The organism is Acinetobacter sp. A1-4-2, assembly GCF_040233925.1.
GTDB lineage: Bacteria > Pseudomonadota > Gammaproteobacteria > Pseudomonadales > Moraxellaceae > Acinetobacter.
In genome coordinates this window covers 464,092-486,259 of record NZ_CP157981.1, presented here as the reverse complement: position 1 = coordinate 486,259, position 22,168 = coordinate 464,092, and the positions used below count along the sequence as shown (strand labels likewise).

Here is a 22,168-nt window from a genome sequence, read left to right as displayed (position 1 = left end):
GTTCATCTGACAATCACGAGATAAAACGATGTGCTTAATCTAACTTCACCCTTCCAAACCTTAAACGGTAAATGTACATTAAATTAGTGATGATTATAAACCGCATGTCCCTGATCTTTCACCAGAGCAATTTTTTTGCCTTCTACTTTGGCTTGATCCAATTTACCACTTTGAACCAATAATCTGGTTTTTTCAATCTCCACCAGCAATTGACTGTATAAAGTATCTGAGCTTGGTGCTTTTACATCATGAGCTTTTAACTTCACTTTTTTTGCATCTAAAGCAGCAGCCTTCATATTATCCAGTGCTTTTAGTGCATCCTTCTGATTATCAGCCTTGTTAAACATTTTAAAGTTTTTTCCAAGCGTCATCATATTTTGTTCAAGCGCACCGGCAAAACTCAGGCTACTGAACGACAAAGCAGCAGAAAGCATCACTGTGGCTACAGTTTTTTTGATCATGTTGATGTCCTTGTAAAGATCCGTTTCAAAAAATAAGAAGCTTATTGTTACAGTTAAATTATTCTGAACATTTGCACTTTAAGCATTAAACATAGTGTAGATGCCATAAAAAATGCAACGGAAAGGTTGCATTTTATTCAATGGTCTCGCTTTTTTTAAACAGGCTGCATTTCATGATGCAATGCATCATGAATCGCTTCCACCAGCTGCTGGGCGATTTCCTGTTTCGATGCTTTTTCCAGATCTCGCTGCTGCATTTGATACTGCTCGGCAAAGAACACAATCATGGCATTTTCATCAGAGGCAAAACCGATGTCAGGACGTGAAACATCATTACAGGCAATCATATCCAGTTTTTTAGCCACCAGTTTTCCGGCTGCATATTCTTCGACATTGCGGGTTTCGGCAGCAAATCCCACCATAAATGGACGTTTTTTCTGCTGGGCAATGGTTGCCACGATATCCGGATTTTTAATTAAAGCCACATTCAGCTCATCACCGGCTTTCTTGATTTTGTGCTCGGCAACTTCTGCCACGCGGTAATCCGCCACCGCCGCCGTGGCAATAAAGATGTCACAACCTTTATCCAGCTGATCCATACTATGTTCCAGCATCTGCATTGCAGACTGCACATTGATACGGCGCACACCATTCGGTGTATCCAGACTGACCGGACCGGCAATCAAAGTGACTTTGGCACCGGCTGCATAACAGGCCGCAGCCAGGGCAAAGCCCATCTTTCCGGTACTATGGTTAGAAATATAACGGACTGGATCAATCGCTTCACGTGTAGGTCCTGCTGTGATCACTACATGTTTACCGGCCAGCATGCCAAACTTTTCTGCAATCGCACGCTGCGCCTTGTGGAAGTACTCGGTGACTTGTCGCGCTAAATCTTCCGGTGCAGGCATACGTCCTAAACCGACATCGCCACAGGCCTGTGATCCGGCATCCGGCATAATTACATGCACGCCATCTTCCACCAGGATATTTAAATTACGCTGCGTGGCTTTGGCCGCCCACATTTGCTGGTTCATTGCCGGGGCTACCCAAACCGGTACTTTGGTTGCCAGATATAAAGTACTGAGTAAATCATCAGCCAAACCTGTTGCAAACTTTGCCAACGTGTCACAAGTTGCCGGGGCAACCAGCAATAAGTCAGCCCAACGCGCCAATTCGATATGGCCCATGCCGGCTTCGGCTTCGGGATTGAGTAATTCAGTATGTACTGGATTTCCAGACAAGGCCTGGAATGTTAGCGGGGTAATAAAAGCTTGTGCCCCCTGCGTCATCACCACACGGACATTAAAGCCCGCATCTTTTAAACGACGGACCAAAATGGCACTTTTATATGCCGCAATACCACCAGTTACCGCTAAAACAATGTTTTTATTTGGAATCACACTCAAATCGAAGCTCACGAACAGGCTACCTTTCTGTTGCAGTGGCGCTCACAATAGCATTAAATAAAGACATCCCCAAGTCGGCAACTTGGTTAATAATCATTACTAATAACAAAAAAGTCTAAAAATAATGAATTTATCGATTAAACACTGGCCTGAACAGGAACGTCCACGTGAAAGGCTGATTCAACAAGGTGCTGCCAGTCTGTCAGATGCGGAACTGCTGGCCATCTTTTTACGCTCCGGTTCCAAGCAACATTCTGCCGTGGAACTATCCCGCCTGTTATTGCAGCATTTTGGTGGGCTGAACTCTATTTTGGATGCCGAGCTTCAGGATTTAAGCCAGTTTCATGGTATCGGGATAAGCAAATATGCCCAACTGATTGCAGTGAAGGAATTGGGACGACGCTATATTTCCGCCCATTTACAGCAGGAAAAAATAGAATTAAGCAATTCAAAAATACTCCTGGATTTTTTGAAATTCGAATTACTGGGTGAAATACAGGAAGTTTTTGCGGTACTTTGCCTTGATGCACATTTAAGAAAAATTAGCTTTAAAAAAATGTTCTACGGTTCGCTTAATTCGTGTGAAATTTCTACAAATCAATTGCTGCGCTATGCGATCCATCAACATGCCAGTAGCATCGTGATTGCACACAATCATCCTTTGGGAATAGCTCAGCCTTCCCGTGCCGACATTGAGCTTACCCGGCGTATTCTAACGGCCTGTCAATTATTGGAAATCAAGCTGATTGACCATTGTATCGTGTCACCAGAAGGAACCTGCTCATTGGCTGAACTGGGGCTGATTTAAACGCAACAATTATGCTGGAAAATATTGACAAAAGACCTGCTAACACTGAAGATCAACAAAAAATTTTGATGATACTAATAACATGATTGTTCGTGATCAACCTAGTGTATTCAAGCTGCTCTTTTCTTGGCGCGGAACCATCCTGCCCAAGGTTTTGCCGCCTTTAGGTGTGGTCATGCTGATCTCCTCAGTGATTGGCGGTCTGTCCTATATTGGTTACTTTCATTTTCCGGAACTTCCACTGGTAGGCTTTACCTTAATTGGGGTGGTGCTATCGATTTTTCTCGGCTTTAAAAACACCGCCTGTTATGACCGCTGGTGGGAGGCTCGTAAACTCTGGGGCATGCTGATTGCCAATGCCCGGCATTTTGACCGTGATTGTCGGATGCTCAGCCAAGGACGTCGTGAACGCATTATTCAGCACGTGATTGTGTTTGCCAATGTACTGCGTGACCGTTTGCGTCACCAGACAGCTAATCCTAAGGCACTAGTAGAAACCAGCGGCATGAGCCAACAGGCCGTAACCCAGCTTTACCAGCAGGCCAATGCCCCACAATACACCTTGAGTTTGATTCAATGGGAGCTGATGCAGGCACTGAAAGAAGGTGAAATTTCCGACATTATTTATACTCAAATGAACCAGCATGTGGCTGAACTGAGTCGGGTTCAAACCGGTTGTGACCGTATTGCCACCACCCCTTTGCCTTTTGCCTATTCGGTGCTGCTGAATCGTACCGTGTATTTTTTCTGTTTTATGCTACCGTTTAGCCTGGGTTCAACCTTGGGTTTGGCGACGCCTTTAATGGTCGGTATTTTGGCTTATACTTTTCTAGGTCTGGATGCTTTAAGTTCAGAAATCGAAGAACCGTTTGGTACTCAAAGCAATGATCTGCCCTTAGATTCATTGGTCCGCACCATCGAAATTGAATTATTGAGCACCTTAGGTAAGCCAACCCCGCCACCTATTCAGGCACAAGATAATAATCTGCTTTAATTTATGACCTCTCCCTAGCCCTCTCTTTATAGAAGAGGGAACTCCTTTTCCCTTTGGGATGAGGAATATTGTTCTGCAAGGGAATGAGGACATAACTAAACAAAACTCTCCCAAACCCCTACCTGTCCTTCCTTAACACGTGGAATATTTCCCAGCTTGATCCACGGCATATTATCACCATGAAAATCACTGCCCACAGAGACCTTAAGCCCAAACTGTTCAATCATCCGATCGACCATCTGCCGGGTTGAAGCCGGCTCAATGGCAGGTGGAAGCTCCACGGCATCCCCACCAAACTTTGAAAAAATTTCAATCAGATAACGGATATTAGTTGCTGATAAATCATATTTTGTCGGATGCGCCAGCACGGCGAAACCCTGACTCTCATGAATCACCTGGATAGTTTCTTCTAAGCCCAAGCCATCAAATTTTACATAGGCTTTTTTGCCTTCTTTAATATATTTATCAAAGGCCTGTTGTGGACGACTCACATAACCTTTTTCGACCAGGGTTTTGGCAATATGCGTTCGGGTAATCCGGTCTGCAACGCCCTCCACTTTGGCAATCACATCGGCATAAATGTCTTCACCAATCAGCGGAATGAGTAAATCGCAGATCTGTTTGGCTCGAATCGCCCGAATCTGTTTTTGCTGTTCCAGCAAGGCAAGTAACGGTTCTGGGTTTTGCATATTCAACGCAACCACATGTACAGCATAGTTTTTTTTCGTTGCCGGACGTGACCATTGGCTGGAAATTTCTACCCCGGAAATAATATTCAGCGGTAAATCCTGTGCAATTTTTTCAGCTAATTTTAAGCCATCCATGCTATCGTGGTCCGTCAGCGCAAGGGTATGAATACCTTTTTCTACGGCTGCATGCACAAGTTGTTCTGGAGACAAAGTTCCATCAGAAATATTACTATGTGTATGTAAATCTACGCCTTGCATCACTTATACTATGTCATTTATTTGATCAGATTTAGATACTCTAACATGAAAGCACTTTTAGACTTTGTGCCACTCATTATTTTCTTTTATTTATATAAAACTGTTGATCCCAAGGATACCGAACATCCGCTATTACATTTGATCGGCTCAGCGGGAGGTATTGATAATAATAACATTTTGGTGGCTACCGCAGGTCTGATCATCTCAATGCTGGTGGTGTATGGCATCTTATTTGTCAGCCAGAAATTCCGCCTGGATAAACAGCAATGGATTGTGCTGTTTATGACGGTCATTTTTGGTGGTATCACCTTAATGCTGAGTGATGATTTCTATATCCGTTTGAAAGCAGCGCTTTTAAATATCGTTTTTGCGGGTGCCTTCCTGCTTTCACCTTATTTTACCAAAGATAAGAAACCTTTGATTCAGCGTTTATTTGGTCCCATCTTTAATTTAACCGCCCAAGGCTGGAAAAACTTAAACTTTGCCTGGGCTGGCATGTTCGCATTCATGTCGTTCTTGCATGTTTTCTTCGCATTTTTATTTGCTGGCGGAAAATATTGGGGCGAATTTACCGCATTTGGTGACATGATTGTGATGTTTTCCTTTATCATTGTTCAGTTTATTGTCTTGCGCAAATATTTTAAGTCGCCTGAAGCATAATTCAGGTCAACTGATCGAGAAAGAATATGCCTTTATTCGTCGTAACCTGTACCGATAACGAGGGTACAGTCGAAAAACGTCTAGCTACACGTCCAAAGCATTTGGAACGTCTGCAAAAATTAAATGATGAGGGTCGTTTAATTGTGGCAGGTGCCATGCCTAAAGATCACGGCAATCCACAGGCAGGTTTTTATGGCAGCACGATTATTGTTGACTTTGAAAACCGAGAATCCCTGGATGCATGGCTACAAGATGAACCTTTCTTAAAAGAAGGCGTCTATGCTCATATTGATGTGAAACCTTTTAATAAAGCTTTCCCTCAAGGATAAAATCATGCGTGTTGTAGTTTCAAGCTTATTGGGTTTCTCTTTAATCTGTTCAACAGCTTGGGCGGTGGAATCTGCTCCTGCTCCGACACCTGCTGTAGCCCCTGCTACTCAAGCAACGACTGCAACACCTCCACCACAAACTTTAGCTGCAAATAAGCCGGGTACTGTTCCTGCTACCAAGCTGGATGCCAATGGTTTACCTTTGGAGGCCAAACCTCTGACTGCAGAACAAATTGCCAAGAATAAAGCAGTGCAAGATGCCAAAGTGAAGGCACTGGTTAAAGATCAGGCCACCCGCTTACAGCAACTGGAAAAAGCCAATTTAGATGCCTTGTCACAAAACCAGGAACTGCAATTGAAAAACGACAGTTTGGGCGTTCAGGTGCAGGTGTTGCAAAGCGAACGTAGTGCCCAGATGTTTTTATACGGCGCAGCGACGATTGCCGTTGGCGTGTTGCTGGGCTTCCTGATTGCCAGTTATGTCTATACCAAACGTCGTCGTCAGTGGTAATGACGATGTTTACTGCTTCATTTAGTTTTACAGCTTGATTTAAAGGTTATTTAGGTTTGTCTCATCCTATTCAAACTGCCGATCTGGATTGGCAACACGTCGATGGCATTGAGGTTCCCGTTTCCAAACAGTTTGGCGATGTCTACTTCTCTAAAGATAATGGCCTGCTTGAAACACGGCATGTGTTTTTAAACGGCAACGATTTATCGACCCGCCTGGCAAAGCTGAACGATTTTGAATATTTCTGTGTTGGTGAAACCGGTTTCGGTACCGGCTTAAATATTCTGGCCTTATGGCAGCTTTGGCAACAGCTTCGTCCGGACAATCATAGCCATCTGCATGCCATTTCTGTAGAAAAGTTTCCATTATCCAAAGATGATCTGATTCGTGCCTTAAATGCATGGCCTGAACTGAAACCTTTAGCTGATCAACTGCTTTTACAGTACCCAATGCCGATAGCAGGCTGTCATCGTTTATCCTTTCCAGATGAACGTTTTAGTCTGGATTTATGGCTGGGCGATGCGCATGACGTTTTTCCCGTGATGGAAAAAACAGTAGCAGTCAATGCATGGTTTTTAGATGGCTTCGCTCCTTCCTGCAATCCGGATATGTGGGAAGAAAATGTTCTCAACAACATTGTGCGTTTATCAGATTTCGGCAGCACTTTTGCTTCATTCAGTGTGGCTGGTGTACTGAAACGTGGCTTAAAAAATCACGGTATTTCCATTTCCCGTCCGCGCGGTTTTGGACATAAACGGGAAATGCTTAAAGCCATCTGGAATGCGCCTGAAGATCAGGTTGAATCTTGCAATGATTTAAATTCCACTGAAAAACAAACTGAACTAAGCGCTGCGATTTTTAAACAGCGCCAGATTGCGATTATTGGCGCAGGAATCGCAGGTTTAAGCTGTGCCTGGGCATTTGCTCAGCGTGGCCATCAAGTGACAATCTATGACCAGACAGCACCTCTTTCCGGTGGGTCTGGCAATCCTTTGGCCCTGCTCAATCCGAAACTATGCCCGATTGAACAAAGTTCAGATCATTTAATGACTTTAGCCTGGCAGCATGCATTAAATCATTATGTAAAGTTTAAAGCATTCCGTCCGATGCAGGTCAGCCAGTTAGCATTGAAAAATGCCGATGAGTTACTGGGACTGGCAGAACAATATCCAAAAGGGATTGTTGCGACACAAGCAGCCGATCAACAAGAGATTGAAACTGATTTTCCGAGCTTAAACTTACTCGAAGCAGGTGCTGTTTCACCGCATCAACTGCGTGATGAAATTTTAGCACATGCTCAAATTGATTATCAGCAAGCCAAAATCACGAGCATCCAACAACATGACAAAGTTAAACTCTTTGCCAAAGAAAATTTATTAGGTGAGTTTGATCATGTAATTGTGTGTACTGCACGTGAAACAGCACAATTCTTTGAAAATTTTCCAATGCTTAAACCGATTCGTGGACAAGTCAGTTGGGTAAACAATAAAAATCATCCTCTTAGCCAAGACACAGCATACAGCTACGGCGGTTACTGTATGCAGCTCGATGATGAGCATTTAATCCTCGGTGCATCCTTCTATCCAAACCGTGATGATGCTGAAATTCTGTTGGAAGATCATGTGCATAACTACGATCTTATCCACAGTGTCTTTCCAACTTATGCACAATCATTAAACGATGTGCATACTTGGCAAGGTCGTGCTTCAGTACGTGCGCAGAGTCAGGACTATTTTCCTCTACTCGGCAAAATGAAAGCGAATGAGGAAATTTATAGCTTTGCCGGCCTAGGTTCGAAAGGTTTTTTATTTGCGCCACTGTGCAGTGAAATGTTAGCAGCGCAAATCTTAGGGGAAGCCTGCCCTGTGCCTGCGAACTTGGTCAAAAAATTGAACGCGACACGTTTTCAGAAGAAATTAAAAGCAAAGAAGCCTTATTTTAAGCCTGAAATTAGATCTCTCCCGACCTCCCTTTGAAAAAGGTAGAAGTTTGTCTCTGCTAAGTAGATTTTAACACACTGTTTTCGACATGAAGCGCAAGTGAAAATTAGAGAACAGAAATTCTTTAATCAAATCCTTGCCAATAAAAAAGCGCCTTTCGGCGCTTCTTTTTTTGCAGCTGCAAATTTATGCACCCTGCTCCAGTGCTAAGCCAGCATCGCGTGCTGCACGCGTACCACCCATTAACACCACATATTCACGTGAGCTATCCAAGCTTTCCAACTTTTCAGCCGCACGTGGCGCTTTACTGCCACCACCGCATAAAATGTAAATAGGCTGATCCGACTCCACCTGAGTTAAGCTGTCTGCACTTAAGCCATCAATGGGCTGATTAACAGCACCTTTCACATGACCTTCAGCAAAGGCTTTTGTATCACGAACATCCCAGATAATTGCATTTTCTGGGAACTCAAATGTTGTAATTTCTTGTTTACGGATCATTGCGCACTCCTTTGATGTAAAACAACACTTGGCAAATGAAGAAAACATCCCTAGCATCTCAGATATTCTTTCCCTTTGTAAAGGTCTAAACCATGCCTTCTTTCGATATTGTATCTGAATTAGAAATTTTTGAAGTAAATCATGCTGTTCAAAACACGCAAAAAGAGATTGCAACCCGTTTTGACTTCCGCGGACAAGACGTTTCTATTGAACTGAATGAAAAAAACAAGGAAATCAAGATTTCGACTGAAAGCGATTTCCAATGTGAACAAGTCTACAGCATGCTGGAAAATCATTTCTTCAAACGTAAAGTGGATATTCAGGCGCTTGATCCGCAAAAAATGACCGCTTCTGGCAAAAACGTGATTCAGGTAATCAAGCTGAAAGATGGTCTTGACTCTGATACCGCAAAAAAAATTAATAAAGCCATTAAAGAAAGTGGCATCAAAGTGCAATCATCCATTCAAGGTGACAAAATTCGTGTAACGGATAAAAAACGCGATACTTTGCAACAAGTGATGGTATTTTTAAAAGAACAACAATTTGGTGTGCCTTTGCAGTTTAACAACTTTAAAGACTAAGGCATTGCTGCCATAACACGTCGAGGACTTCCATGACACCGACCAATCGCTTATCGAAACTGGTAAAAGCTACTGCTAAATTACCTAAAGCTATCCGCAATAGACTGTGGAGCAAAGTGTTTGGTCGGGTCGTGCCGATGGTAGGTAGTGCACAAATCCACTACCTTGAAGTCAGCCACAGCAAAGTGGTGGTCAAGATTGAAAACCACCGTGCCATGCAAAACCATATTGGTCAGGTTCATGCCTGTGCCATGGCACTGATTGCGGAAACTGCCACAGGTTTTGTCACCGGCATGAATGTTCCGGACTCCTGCATTGTATTAATCAAAAGCTTAAAAGTTGATTTTAACCGTCCAGCCCAAGGTGCAATGATTGCCACTGCCACTCTCACTGATGATCAGCAAAAACTGATGCAAAGCACTGAAAAAGGCGAAACGCTGGTGAGCGTTCAGGTAACGGATGAATCTGGTGAAGAACCGATTCAATGTGAAATGCTGTGGGCATGGATTGCCAAATCCCAATTAAAAAAATAGCTTGCATCTCAGAAGCTTCAGTTAAAACGACCAAATTTAGGCAATAAAAAAACCCAATCTTGATTGGGTTTTTTTACGGTTGGAATTATTTATCTTGCTGGGAAGCTAAATATTTTTGTTTGACCTCATCCGGAATCTGACGCTTGGCCCCTTTTACATCCACAGCGACAAAAGTAAATACGCCTTCGGTTACACGAGTAGGTTCACGGGAACTGTCATGACTGTCCCATACTTCAATTTGCATTTGAATTGAGGTGTTACCCACTTTTAAAATTTTGGTATAACAACTAATCACATCACCGACTTTGACTGGAACCAAAAAAGTCATCTGATTAATTGAAATGGTTGCACAGCGTCCTTTACTAAAACGCTCTGCATGAATTGCACCTGCCAAGTCCATTTGTGAAACGATCCACCCACCAAAGACATCACCACTCCAGTTGGTATCTGCCGGCATTGCAATTGTTTGAAGGGAAAGCGTTCCTTCCGGTTTTACATGAGTATCTGACACGTTAACTCCCAGTATTGGCATTTAAATGTTGATCCAGCCACTGTTGTAGCTCTGTAGATCGTAGCGCGCCGCTTATTCTACCAATTTCATTAGTTTTATTCATCAAAACCAATGTAGGAATACTACGCACATTAAATGCACCACTGAGTCGAGGTGATTCTTCGGTATTGATTTTAGCAAAAATCACTCGCGGATTTTGTTTTGCCACTTGTTCAAAATGAGGTGCCATCATCTTGCAAGGACCGCACCATTCCGCCCACAAGTCAATCAGCACAGGCAGTTCACTATGGGTAATAAAGTTGCTAAAATTGTGCTCATTCAACTCTATTGGAGCCAGAGGAATAAGCGCATGTTGACACTGACCACAGTTTGGATGTGCTTCCAGTTTATCTTCTGGTACTCGGTTTCTGGCACCACATGCAGGACATACAATAATCATTTAGCTCACTCCAATATGTTGGTGTAAAAATTCTAATTGAGTTGATATGGCTTTTTCAAACCATTGACCATGATAGATATCAAAGTGTTGCATATCCCATTCATGGTATTGTACATAAGGTGCGATATTGGTCGCTGTTTCACGGCTAGATTCAATTGGAATCAGGCTATCCTGTTTAGAGGCAATAAATAAAACGGGTACACTGATTTTACGCACATACTGAATAGGACGATAACGGATTAGGTTAAAAAAAACTCGCGCAGGAATCTCGCCACTCCAATAATAATCCGGATGAACAATAGATAGATATCCCTCATAACTATCTGCTGTAGGCATAAAGCATAAACCCTTTTTACTCACAACGGGCAACGTTTTCGGAGACATACCCACTTTCGCCCCCATATAGTCCTGGCTGGATATTTTCAGGGCTGTCGGCAATTGTTGTAAAGGATAAAGCTTGGCACTTTCTGTGCCATCGACAAATGGCACTTGCACCATTATCGCCTGAACATTTTTTAATTGTGCCGCCAAATCTAGAACATAACCACCGCTTAAAGACGTTCCCCAAAGTACAATGCGCCTGGAATCAATCGATTTTCGCTCTATCACATGGGCAATCATAGTGCGCCAATCTTCTAACTGGGATTGAATCGAGACCAGCTCACGTGGACGGCCGGTGCTTCCGCCCCAATAACGATAATCAAACAGTACTACGGCATAACCAGCTTCGGCAAAACGCTTGGCATATTGCACCAGTTTAAATTGACGTAAAGCAGCCAAACCATGTGCCATAATGATGACAGCAGGTTTATGTTCGGTTTTGGGACGATAAAAATCCGCAGCAATGACCTCGTGCCCACTATTTACATAGAGTGGTTCAACCGTATAGGAATGCATACGCGCTCCGGTGCGTTATTTTATGATTGTAATCGCTTATAAAAATTTCAACAGATTAAGCTCTGGTTTCAGCTTAATGCTATCATAAAGCATATATCTATTGAGCACATTATGGAGTGACAAAATGAGCGAAAATGTCGGCTTTGCGGGTCAAATTAGCCCAGAACAGGTAACGCAAATTGTTGAAAAAGGGTTTAAATCAATTATCAACAATCGTCCAGATATGGAAGGTGGTCCAGAACAACCTACTAGCGCGCAAATTGAAGAAGCTGCACGCAATGCAGGTTTAGACTACGTGTTCCAACCCGTAGTTGCGGGTCAGATTACTGAAGTTGATGTGCGTACATTTGCCAATCACTTTAATGAGCTGCCAAAACCAGTATTAATGTTCTGCCGTACCGGCAATCGCTCAAATAACTTATACCAGCTGGCCAAACAAATGGATTTATTGGATGATTAAGCACGTTGTAAGGCGCGCTTTTTTAGTTTCATTTTGACCTTTAATATTCAGTTATTCATATAAATTATTGATTCAATCTATAATTTAAGCTTTTCTGTCCGTATTAAAGGTCAAATGACAACCGATAAATTTAAATTATTTTAAAATTTTAAGTCTACCATCACTTACCTCGTTCTAATTAGTGACGAGGCTATTTGGCTTAATTCAATCCACTCAGACATATTGCTGAACAATTGCTTATATAAATTTTATTTCCCCACATTACCGATAGTAAAATTTTTAAAACAGACATCGTTAAATTTGTAAAATATGATGATGAATTTATAAAACTTATATTAGTGACAGGTCGAAGTAGCTCTGCTCTTCCCTATTATTTAATGAAACAAAAATTAGGATTGTGTTTAATGAATAAAATAATTTTTCTATTTCTTATTTCATGTTTAATTGTAGGATGTAGCTCGATGAATGTTCGACCTACGGTTGGGGTAAGCATAGGCACATCTATTTAATATACTTTAAATAAAAACAGCGCCGAAGCGCTGTTTTTATTCTAAAATTTTATATAAAGTGTGAAAAATCATCTGTTTTTTTTACATACCTTATTTGATATCAAGCCATGATGTAACAGTTTTACCAGCAGGGACATTGGAAATAATTTTAACATCATCACCTTGAGTACATCCTCTAAGTTGCACTGTATAGTTAACAACCCCATTTTCAATATTTTGGAATGAGGCGGGAGTAAATAAGTTCATTGTATTCGGAACAGTTATATTACCGCCTCGAATTTCAGCTTCACAAGATAAATTTTTATAAGTTATTTCAGGAGTTCCTGTAACAGTTGATGCAATATCACCTTTACTTCCAGTACCATTTGAATCAATTGCTACAGTATAATCAATATTATTAATCGTTACAATTAAGGTGCTATTCGGTTCTGCTCCAGAAACTTTTAAAATTTGTTTAGTTGAATCTGCAGTATCGACTTGAAGCTTTGCTTTTGGCTGAAAATCAGTGTTATCTTTTACTGCTACAGAAATAGTAGTACCTGAAGGCATTGGTACAGTTTTTTGACTATTTCCAAAGACTTGGAAAGAAAAACTACCCGCACCATTTGTAATTTTTCCGTTGCTATCAAATCCTGTATTCCAAACGAATGTTGGGGTGTCATGTGCAAAGGAGAATACTAATTGTTGACGTAGGACTGCACTTAAACCACTGTCGCAAGTGTCTTGTATATTTGGCTGCGCAAAGCTAGAAATTGCACATTGCAATGCACCTACTGCTTTTTGATAAATAAATTCACCTGTATTATAAAGATTATCCTCATTATCATCACGGAAGAAATTGCCAATATTATTTTTCAATGTATCTGTAGTTGAGAATGAGTTATTCCCATCATTATCATCATAGGCCTTGTCACCCTCTACAAAGGCTAAAACCGTCACACGGTTATCCAATGGTCGAGGACTCTGAGTCGTTAAAGTAACGGTACAAACACCCTGTACATCTGTTGCACAATTTGGATCAACCTTACCACCTTCAGAAACAAAACTAATTACAGTACCTGCAGGTACAGCATTCCCGACACGATCGCGCAAACGTGCTGTGATAACTGCTGTATCACCATCAATATCTGTTCTTAATGATTGTTTAGAAACAGAAAGGCTCACACCATTTTGAGTCACACGGCCTGTAGAAATTTTCACATTCTTAGATAAAGCAGATACATTTGGAGCTGAGACAAGAGTTGCTTTAATCTCAACAGGCCCTGGTAAACTACCAGGATATAAATTAACAACAACTTTACCATTAGAATCACTTTTTACGATTCTTGGATCACGGTTACCTAAAGAAATAAAGTTTAAATCTGGTGGAGCATCAGTCAACTCGATGCGAACTTCTTTATTCTTTGCAGGCGTGCCATTCGCATAAAGTGTAAATTCAATTTGTCCTGAAGCAGCGGATCCACTGTTTTTGATTCCCAAGTCAATAGCAGAAGTTGTTGTATATACTAAAGAATCCGCCTTAATAGCAGCAATATTTACAGGAACAGATACAGGTGCTGCCCCATTACTGGCTGCTACAATTATATCCTGCCCCTCACAAAGTTCACCATTTTTGTCTATTGCTTTATAGGAAGTAATGACATCACCTTGATTAGACGATATAACAGTAGCTGGCTCAAATGTACCACAACTGGCAGAGAAGTTTACAGCAACATTATTTTGATTAGCACCACTCTGGTTCTTTGTTTTTAACGTAATATTAGTAGAACCACCAGATTCAAGCATTGTATTTGCAGCACTTAAATTTTCTAATGTAATATTAAGTGATTGCAATGAAAATGCTATTTCTTTTGCCGCGACAGTCTTACCATCATAATCTGCATTAGCGGAAATTTTATAAGCACCATTTGTATTATTATTTTCCGGGGTAACAGAAATGGTAGCTTCACCATCAGAATTGGTTAAAACAGCACTATTAGAAGTGCCAAAAGTGACACCACCTGTAGCTGTAAAAGTTACTAATGCACCACTGATGCCACGACCTGATTGATCAGTAACTTTTACTTTCGCTGTTACACCTTCCGAGGTAATGATTTGAGTAATATTTCCATTTAAATCAATTAATTGAATAGTACTAATATTAACAGATTTTACTTCTTCGCCTGTGCTAGGGTTCGAAGCATTACCTGACGTAGAACCTTGCTTATTAAAATAACCTTCACTACCACCGCCACCACAACTTGCAAGTAAAACAGCCAAAGCAACTGTAGATAATTTTAAACTAATATTTTTACTCATGAATATCCCCGGAACCCTCAAAACTTTAGAGCTTGTTCTTAATTAATATTGCGTGATATGTAATCATAGTTAGTGCTTTATGTAAACAAAAGCATTGGAAATGTTTTAGTATGGTAACCTAGAAAATATAAAAAATGAGGGCAATATCACAATGTATGACATCATTATTATCGGTGCAGGTACTGCAGGTATTGCTGCTTATAAAGAAGCTGTAAAACACACCCAAAACCTTCTTATTATTAACAAAGGAGCATGGGATACAACCTGTGCCCGTGTCGGCTGTATGCCAAGTAAAGTTCTTATTTCTGCTGCTAACCGTATGCATGATATCCAAACTGCGGAGAAAGTAGGTCTATCTATTACCTCAAAAATTGATACATCTCAAATCATGCAACATGTTCGAATGCTTAGAGATCATTTTACAAATGCGATACTCAAAGATGTAAATAGCTGGACAGCAAAACATAAAATATCAGGACAGGCACAGTTCATTAATCACAATACAATTACTGTGAATGGTCAGAAATATCAGGCTAAAAGTTTTATAGTTGCAGTAGGCTCTACCCCAACCTTTGATCCTCAATGGAAAGAACAGCTCGGTGACCGGCTCATCACTTCAGACCAGATTTTTGAATTAGAAAAATTACCGCAGTCTTTGGCCGTAATAGGTAGTGGAGTCATCGCTATCGAACTTGCACAAGCCATGCAAAGATTAGGGGTCAAGACCACTGTTTTTGCACGTAGCCGTAAAGTTGGCTCCCTAAGCAGCCCAGCTTTGCAGAAATTAGTACAAGATGAAATCAGTAAAAATTTAAATATTAAATTCGAAATATTACCGACTACAGTTCAGCTTAATACTCAAGGAGTTACAATTAACTTCAATGAAAATAATCAATCTCAACAAGTTGATGTGGAATATCTTCTGGTTGCAACAGGCCGAAAAAGTTATTTAGATACGCTACTATTAAATAATATCGATCACTCATATACCGATCTTAGAAAACTTCCTGTTAATGATAAAACCAAACAGCTTGGAGATCACCCCATTTTCATTATCGGTGATGCACATAGCAACACCCCTATTCAACATGAAGCAGCACATGAGGGACGTCAAGCTGTACATAACTGTTTAAACTATCCTGAAATTAGAAACTTAAAGACACTTACACCTTTAGCAATCGTATTTAGCGCCCCAGAAATGGCAACCGTAGGACAAAGTTTCAAACAACTCAGCGATGCAAAAATTGAATTTGTTACAGGTATGGTTTCTTATGAAAAACAAGGCCGTGCTTTAGCACTCGCTAAAAACAGTGGTGCGCTCGAAGTGTATATTCATCAATCTTCACGCAAGATATTAGGGGCAGAATTATTTGTAGAAGCTGCAGAACATATAGCTCATTTACTGGCATGGATGATTTCTGAAAATTTAACTGTGGATGAAATTTTAGATAAGCCGTTCTATCATCCAACTTTAGAAGAAGGACTAAGAAGCGCTTTAAAACATGCTCGAAGACAATTAAAGCGATTATAAAAGTTTAATATTCAGTAAATACCTTTAATAATTTTTTGATAAGACTATCAATCGATCCTGCTTACAATTCACTGCAAAAAGCTTTAGGCTTTTTGCAGCATTAAGATTACCTAAAAACGCCCCTAATGATTTGAGGATTTTAATAATCCAGGCAAAAAAAAAAAGCCCCTGCACTTGGCAGGGGCTTTTGAATAATGAGCTGGCGATGACTTACTCTCACATGGGTAATCCCACACTACCATCAGCGCTAAGAGGTTTCACTTCTGAGTTCGGGAAGGGATCAGGTGGTTCACTCTTGCTATGGTCGCCAGCACAACTGTTTATGACTTTGCGTTTGGTCTTATTTAGATGCCAATGCTTGGTCAAATAGAATTCATTAACAGGTATATCTGAGCTGTCGTATTTTGTTCTTTAGCGTTCACTAAATCAAGCTGTTTTGCTGAATATCGAATTAATTGATGCTTTATACAACAACTGTTTGGGTGTTGTATAGTCAAGCCTCACGAGCAATTAGTATTGGTCAGCTTCACATATCACTATGCTTCCACATCCAACCTATCAACGTCGTAGTCTTCAACGGCTCTTTAGGAGACATAAAGTCTCGGGGAAATCTTATCTTGAGGTAGGCTTCCCGCTTAGATGCTTTCAGCGGTTATCCCTTCCGAACATAGCTACCCGGCGATGCGACTGGCGTCACAACCGGTACACCAGAGGTTCGTCCACTCTGGTCCTCTCGTACTAGGAGCAGATCCTCTCAAATTTCCAACGCCCACGGTAGATAGGGACCGAACTGTCTCACGACGTTCTAAACCCAGCTCGCGTACCTCTTTAAATGGCGAACAGCCATACCCTTGGGACCTGCTTCAGCCCCAGGATGAGATGAGCCGACATCGAGGTGCCAAACACCGCCGTCGATATGAACTCTTGGGCGGTATCAGCCTGTTATCCCCAGAGTACCTTTTATCCGTTGAGCGATGGCCCTTCCATACAGAACCACCGGATCACTAAGACCTACTTTCGTACCTGCTCGACTTGTGGGTCTCGCAGTTAAGCGCGCTTTTGCCTTTATACTCTACGCGTGATTTCCGACCACGCTGAGCGCACCTTCGTACTCCTCCGTTACTCTTTAGGAGGAGACCGCCCCAGTCAAACTACCCACCAGACATGGTCCTCGTCCCGGATAACGGGACAGAGTTAGAACCTCAATATTACCAGGGTGGTATTTCAAGATTGGCTCCACTAGGACTAGCGTCCCAGCTTCAAAGCCTCCCACCTATCCTACACAAGTAAGATCAAAGTTCAATGTCAAGCTGCAGTAAAGGTTCACGGGGTCTTTCCGTCTAGCCGCGGGTACACCGCATCTTCACGGCGATTTCGATTTCACTGAGCCTCTGCTGGAGACAGCGCCCCCATCATTATGCCATTCGTGCAGGTCGGAACTTACCCGACAAGGAATTTCGCTACCTTAGGACCGTTATAGTTACGGCCGCCGTTTACTGGGGCTTCGATCAAGAGCTTCGCTTACGCTAACCCCATCAATTAACCTTCCAGCACCGGGCAGGCATCACACCCTATACGTCCACTTTCGTGTTTGCAGAGTGCTATGTTTTTAATAAACAGTTGCAGGGGCCTGGTTTCTGTGGCTGCTCTCAGCTCAGGAAGCAAGTTCCATCACCAAAAGCAGCGTACCTTCTCCCGAAGTTACGGTACCATTTTGCCTAGTTCCTTCAGCAGAGTTCTCTCAAGCGCTTTGGTCTACTCGACCTGACCACCTGTGTCGGTTTCGGGTACGATTCCAGTGTAACTGAAGCTTAGAGACTTTTCCTGGAAGTATGGTATCAGCCACTTCACTGTACAAGTACAGCTTGCTATCAGATCTCAGCATAGAGCACCCCGGATTTGCCTAAGATGCATGCCTACTTCCTTCCACCTGGACAACCAACGCCAGGCTGACTTAACCTTCTCCGTCCTCTCATCGCATTACACTGAAGTATTGGAATATTAACCAATTTCCCATCGACTACGCCTTTCGGCCTCGCCTTAGGGGTCGACTCACCCAGCCCCGATTAACGTTGGACTGGAACCCTTGGTCTTTCAGCGAGCGGGTTTTTCACCCGCTTTGTCGTTACTCACGTCAGCATTCGCACTTCTGATACCTCCAGCAGACTTCTCAATCCACCTTCATCGGCTTACAGAACGCTCCCCTACCACGTATACAAAGTATACATCCGCAGCTTCGGCACATAGTTTTAGCCCCGTTACATCTTCCGCGCAGGCCGACTCGACTAGTGAGCTATTACGCTTTCTTTAAAGGGTGGCTGCTTCTAAGCCAACTTCCTAGCTGTCTATGCCTTCCCACATCGTTTCCCACTTAACTATGATTTTGGGGCCTTAGCTGGCGGTCTGGATTGTTTTCCTCTTGACTACGGACGTTAGCACCCGCAGTCTGTCTCCCGGATAGTACTCATTGGTATTCGGAGTTTGCATCGGTTTGGTAAGTCGGGATGACCCCCTAGCCGAAACAGTGCTCTACCCCCAATGGTATTCGTCCGAGGCGCTACCTAAATAGCTTTCGGGGAGAACCAGCTATCACCGAGTTTGATTAGCCTTTCACCCCTATCCACAAGTCATCCCCTGGCTTTTCAACGACAGTGGGTTCGGTCCTCCAGTCAGTGTTACCTAACCTTCAACCTGCTCATGGATAGATCACCCGGTTTCGGGTCTATACCCAGCAACTAAACGCCCTATTAAGACTCGATTTCTCTACGGCTCCCCTATTCGGTTAACCTCGCTACTGAATATAAGTCGCTGACCCATTATACAAAAGGTACGCAGTCACCGAACAAGTCGGCTCCCACTGCTTGTATGCATGCGGTTTCAGGATCTATTTCACTCCCCTCACAGGGGTTCTTTTCGCCTTTCCCTCACGGTACTGGTTCACTATCGGTCAGTCAGGAGTATTTAGCCTTGGAGGATGGTCCCCCCATATTCAGACAAGGTTTCACGTGCCTCGCCCTACTCGACATCATCATATAAGCCCTTTCGTGTACAGGACTATCACCTACTATGGTTGCACTTCCCAGAGCATTCCACTAAAGCTTATATGACTTAATGGGCTTTTCCCCGTTCGCTCGCCGCTACTGAGGGAATCTCAATTGATTTCTTTTCCTAAGGGTACTGAGATGTTTCACTTCCCCTCGTTCGCCTCGTAACACTATGTATTCATGTTACGATACCTACCTTATGGTAAGTGGGTTTCCCCATTCAGAAATCTCCGGATCACAGGATATTTGCCGCCTCCCCGGAGCTTATCGCAGGCTATTACGTCTTTCATCGCCTCTGACTGCCAAGGCATCCACCACATGCACTTAATTACTTGACTATACAACCCCAAACAGTCGTTCATCCCTACAAGTAGGATGAGCAACAGATTATGATGATCTCTCATCACTCTCTTACAGTTGGCGTTTGTGCACTTAAACACTGTACAGCTTCAATTAGATTCATATACCAAAACGCTTGATTCAGTTTAATCGCTAGTAACTCATTTCTTAATCTTCATCAATCAGTCATAAATGACTGCTAATGTCGATTTCAAAACGAGTATGAACAATTTATTTCAACTCAAATATATTCTGTTAATGATTTTTCTCGTCTTCGTCAGATCGAGAAACTGTGATAAATCACAGAGGTTAATAACAATGCCGCGCATTATACGCCGCTTTCTTACTAAGCTCTATAAGCTATCTAACCGTTTGCTTATTATGCATCCGAAGATACATGGTGGAGACTAGGAGAGTCGAACTCCTGACCTCCTGCGTGCAAAGCAGGCGCTCTACCAACTAAGCTAAGTCCCCAGCTTATCAATAAGTCAATGTTTCTGATTTTCCGTACTTCGTCAGTAGTGGTGGGTCTGACAAGACTTGAACTTGTGACCCCACGCTTATCAAGCGTGTGCTCTAACCAACTGAGCTACAGACCCTCAGATACATCGTCATGAAGAACAACTTGTTGTGGATTCTTACCGATCGTCAATCTTTCGTTAAGGAGGTGATCCAGCCGCAGGTTCCCCTACGGCTACCTTGTTACGACTTCACCCCAGTCATCGGCCACACCGTGGTAAGCGTCCTCCTTACGGTTAGACTACCTACTTCTGGTGCAACAAACTCCCATGGTGTGACGGGCGGTGTGTACAAGGCCCGGGAACGTATTCACCGCGGCATTCTGATCCGCGATTACTAGCGATTCCGACTTCATGGAGTCGAGTTGCAGACTCCAATCCGGACTACGATCGGCTTTTTGAGATTAGCATCCTATCGCTAGGTAGCAACCCTTTGTACCGACCATTGTAGCACGTGTGTAGCCCTGGTCGTAAGGGCCATGATGACTTGACGTCGTCCCCGCCTTCCTCCAGTTTGTCACTGGCAGTATCCTTAAAGTTCCCGGCTTAACCCGCTGGCAAATAAGGAAAAGGGTTGCGCTCGTTGCGGGACTTAACCCAACATCTCACGACACGAGCTGACGACAGCCATGCAGCACCTGTATGTAAGTTCCCGAAGGCACCAATCCATCTCTGGAAAGTTCTTACTATGTCAAGACCAGGTAAGGTTCTTCGCGTTGCATCGAATTAAACCACATGCTCCACCGCTTGTGCGGGCCCCCGTCAATTCATTTGAGTTTTAGTCTTGCGACCGTACTCCCCAGGCGGTCTACTTATCGCGTTAGCTGCGCCACTAAAGCCTCAAAGGCCCCAACGGCTAGTAGACATCGTTTACGGCATGGACTACCAGGGTATCTAATCCTGTTTGCTCCCCATGCTTTCGTACCTCAGCGTCAGTATTAGGCCAGATGGCTGCCTTCGCCATCGGTATTCCTCCAGATCTCTACGCATTTCACCGCTACACCTGGAATTCTACCATCCTCTCCCATACTCTAGCTTCCCAGTATCGAATGCAATTCCTAAGTTAAGCTCAGGGATTTCACATCCGACTTAAAAAGCCGCCTACGCACGCTTTACGCCCAGTAAATCCGATTAACGCTCGCACCCTCTGTATTACCGCGGCTGCTGGCACAGAGTTAGCCGGTGCTTATTCTGCGAGTAACGTCCACTATCCCTAGGTATTAACTAGAGTAGCCTCCTCCTCGCTTAAAGTGCTTTACAACCAAAAGGCCTTCTTCACACACGCGGCATGGCTGGATCAGGGTTCCCCCCATTGTCCAATATTCCCCACTGCTGCCTCCCGTAGGAGTCTGGGCCGTGTCTCAGTCCCAGTGTGGCGGATCATCCTCTCAGACCCGCTACAGATCGTCGCCTTGGTAGGCCTTTACCCCACCAACTAGCTAATCCGACTTAGGCTCATCTATTAGCGCAAGGTCCGAAGATCCCCTGCTTTCCCCCGTAGGGCGTATGCGGTATTAGCATTCCTTTCGAAATGTTGTCCCCCACTAATAGGCAGATTCCTAAGCATTACTCACCCGTCCGCCGCTAGGTTGTATAGCAAGCTATACTTCCCCGCTCGACTTGCATGTGTTAAGCCTGCCGCCAGCGTTCAATCTGAGCCATGATCAAACTCTTCAGTTTAAAATCAGTAGTAGCTTAAAGGCTACCAATCTTGGCTCATCAATTTTCTGACAAATATTTCTCAAATAAACTTCGAGTAATTTCTACCATTCAATCAATGAAAATAATTTCGATCAATCAACCAGTAAAAATCCACACAAGTTGTTCTTCATAATCTCTTAATGATCTTCTTACTGGTTCGTCACCAGCAAGCTAGGTCGGCTATATTACACTAGATATTCTCAGTGTCAATCAGTAATTCAAATTATTTTAAACTTTCTTTCCAAAA

At 42.9% G+C, this 22,168-nt stretch carries 18 protein-coding genes, 2 tRNA genes and 3 rRNA genes; 10 read left to right on the top strand and 13 right to left on the bottom strand.

The features are described from left to right. Positions 1-83: 83 nt before the first annotated feature. The gene (locus ABJ384_RS02390) at positions 84-461 is read right to left on the bottom strand and encodes a cytochrome b562 (RefSeq protein ID WP_349928661.1); all 378 of its coding nucleotides are present in this window, start codon (positions 459-461) and stop codon (positions 84-86) included. 155 nt (positions 462-616) lie between these two features. Continuing rightward, the gene (coaBC, locus tag ABJ384_RS02385) at positions 617-1,882 is read right to left on the bottom strand and encodes a bifunctional phosphopantothenoylcysteine decarboxylase/phosphopantothenate--cysteine ligase CoaBC (RefSeq protein ID WP_349928659.1); all 1,266 of its coding nucleotides are present in this window, start codon (positions 1,880-1,882) and stop codon (positions 617-619) included. A 112-nt stretch (positions 1,883-1,994) separates the two neighbouring features. On the opposite strand from coaBC, the gene radC reads away from it, so the two are divergent. Both radC and ABJ384_RS02375 read left to right on the top strand, forming a co-directional pair. Next, positions 1,995-2,678, top strand: a complete 684-nt coding sequence (radC, locus tag ABJ384_RS02380) for a DNA repair protein RadC (RefSeq protein WP_349928657.1) — start codon at positions 1,995-1,997, stop codon at positions 2,676-2,678. Between the two features lie 82 nt (positions 2,679-2,760). After that, complete coding sequence (locus ABJ384_RS02375; protein WP_349928655.1) at positions 2,761-3,672, top strand: bestrophin family protein; 912 nt, start codon at positions 2,761-2,763, stop codon at positions 3,670-3,672. Between the two features lie 95 nt (positions 3,673-3,767). Here ABJ384_RS02375 and ABJ384_RS02370 read toward each other — a convergent pair whose 3' ends face one another. Next, complete coding sequence (locus tag ABJ384_RS02370; protein WP_349928653.1) at positions 3,768-4,619, bottom strand: PHP domain-containing protein; 852 nt, start codon at positions 4,617-4,619, stop codon at positions 3,768-3,770. A 45-nt stretch (positions 4,620-4,664) separates the two neighbouring features. Between ABJ384_RS02370 and ABJ384_RS02365 the strand changes: the two genes are divergently transcribed. Genes ABJ384_RS02365 through mnmC form a run of 4 tightly spaced genes read left to right on the top strand, consistent with a single transcriptional unit; the run spans position 4,665 to position 8,095 of the window. Further along, positions 4,665-5,279 carry a septation protein IspZ gene (locus ABJ384_RS02365; RefSeq protein WP_086195898.1) on the top strand — a complete coding sequence of 205 codons (615 nt, stop codon included), beginning with the start codon at positions 4,665-4,667 and terminating at the stop codon, positions 5,277-5,279. A 26-nt stretch (positions 5,280-5,305) separates the two neighbouring features. Continuing rightward, on the top strand, positions 5,306-5,608 hold the full coding sequence (locus ABJ384_RS02360; protein WP_349928651.1) for a YciI family protein: 303 nt from the start codon (positions 5,306-5,308) through the stop codon (positions 5,606-5,608). Between the two features lie 4 nt (positions 5,609-5,612). Beyond that, positions 5,613-6,119 carry a hypothetical protein gene (locus ABJ384_RS02355; protein WP_086195900.1) on the top strand — a complete coding sequence of 169 codons (507 nt, stop codon included), beginning with the start codon at positions 5,613-5,615 and terminating at the stop codon, positions 6,117-6,119. Positions 6,120-6,175: 56 nt separating this feature from the next. Further along, positions 6,176-8,095, top strand: a complete 1,920-nt coding sequence (gene mnmC / locus ABJ384_RS02350; protein ID WP_349928649.1) for an FAD-dependent 5-carboxymethylaminomethyl-2-thiouridine(34) oxidoreductase MnmC — start codon at positions 6,176-6,178, stop codon at positions 8,093-8,095. Between the two features lie 150 nt (positions 8,096-8,245). Here mnmC and ABJ384_RS02345 read toward each other — a convergent pair whose 3' ends face one another. Beyond that, on the bottom strand, positions 8,246-8,560 hold the full coding sequence (locus ABJ384_RS02345; RefSeq protein WP_349928648.1) for a rhodanese-like domain-containing protein: 315 nt from the start codon (positions 8,558-8,560) through the stop codon (positions 8,246-8,248). A 92-nt stretch (positions 8,561-8,652) separates the two neighbouring features. Here ABJ384_RS02345 and ABJ384_RS02340 point away from each other — a divergent pair, with 92 nt between their 5' ends. Both ABJ384_RS02340 and ABJ384_RS02335 read left to right on the top strand, forming a co-directional pair. Beyond that, on the top strand, positions 8,653-9,141 hold the full coding sequence (locus tag ABJ384_RS02340; RefSeq protein ID WP_349928647.1) for a YajQ family cyclic di-GMP-binding protein: 489 nt from the start codon (positions 8,653-8,655) through the stop codon (positions 9,139-9,141). A 32-nt stretch (positions 9,142-9,173) separates the two neighbouring features. Then, entirely contained in the window at positions 9,174-9,674 is a 501-nt protein-coding gene (locus ABJ384_RS02335; protein WP_349928645.1) for a DUF4442 domain-containing protein, read from the top strand. A gap of 85 nt (positions 9,675-9,759) precedes the next feature. Here ABJ384_RS02335 and ABJ384_RS02330 read toward each other — a convergent pair whose 3' ends face one another. From ABJ384_RS02330 to ABJ384_RS02320, 3 genes are read right to left on the bottom strand one after another with little or no spacing between them, the layout of a single operon-like run. After that, positions 9,760-10,185, bottom strand: a complete 426-nt coding sequence (locus ABJ384_RS02330) for an acyl-CoA thioesterase (protein WP_086195905.1) — start codon at positions 10,183-10,185, stop codon at positions 9,760-9,762. Between the two features lies 1 nt (position 10,186). Further along, a complete protein-coding gene (gene trxC / locus ABJ384_RS02325; RefSeq protein WP_086195906.1) occupies positions 10,187-10,624 on the bottom strand; it encodes a thioredoxin TrxC in 438 nt (145 codons plus the stop codon). Continuing rightward, positions 10,625-11,521, bottom strand: coding sequence for an alpha/beta fold hydrolase (locus ABJ384_RS02320; RefSeq protein ID WP_349928643.1), 897 nt, complete (start codon positions 11,519-11,521; stop codon positions 10,625-10,627). A 124-nt stretch (positions 11,522-11,645) separates the two neighbouring features. On the opposite strand from ABJ384_RS02320, the gene ABJ384_RS02315 reads away from it, so the two are divergent. Continuing rightward, entirely contained in the window at positions 11,646-11,981 is a 336-nt protein-coding gene (locus ABJ384_RS02315; protein WP_086195908.1) for a TIGR01244 family sulfur transferase, read from the top strand. A gap of 599 nt (positions 11,982-12,580) precedes the next feature. On the opposite strand, the gene ABJ384_RS02310 is transcribed toward ABJ384_RS02315, so the two are convergent. Then, complete coding sequence (locus ABJ384_RS02310) at positions 12,581-14,788, bottom strand: Ig-like domain-containing protein (protein WP_086195909.1); 2,208 nt, start codon at positions 14,786-14,788, stop codon at positions 12,581-12,583. A 151-nt stretch (positions 14,789-14,939) separates the two neighbouring features. On the opposite strand from ABJ384_RS02310, the gene ABJ384_RS02305 reads away from it, so the two are divergent. Next, positions 14,940-16,319: a dihydrolipoyl dehydrogenase gene (locus tag ABJ384_RS02305; RefSeq protein ID WP_086195910.1), complete on the top strand. Its 1,380-nt coding sequence runs from the start codon at positions 14,940-14,942 to the stop codon at positions 16,317-16,319. Positions 16,320-16,516: 197 nt separating this feature from the next. Here the strand turns inward: ABJ384_RS02305 and rrf are convergent. The 5 genes from rrf to ABJ384_RS02280 form a co-directional block, all read right to left on the bottom strand. After that, a 5S ribosomal RNA gene (gene rrf / locus ABJ384_RS02300) occupies positions 16,517-16,631 on the bottom strand. Between the two features lie 177 nt (positions 16,632-16,808). After that, positions 16,809-19,701 (bottom strand): 23S ribosomal RNA (locus ABJ384_RS02295). A gap of 399 nt (positions 19,702-20,100) precedes the next feature. Beyond that, positions 20,101-20,176, bottom strand: a tRNA-Ala gene (locus tag ABJ384_RS02290). Positions 20,177-20,224: 48 nt separating this feature from the next. Then, a tRNA-Ile gene (locus tag ABJ384_RS02285) sits at positions 20,225-20,301 on the bottom strand. Between the two features lie 61 nt (positions 20,302-20,362). After that, positions 20,363-21,900, bottom strand: a 16S ribosomal RNA gene (locus ABJ384_RS02280). The 16S, 23S and 5S rRNA genes sit together here with 2 tRNA genes alongside, the layout of an rRNA operon. Positions 21,901-22,168: the final 268 nt, after the last annotated feature.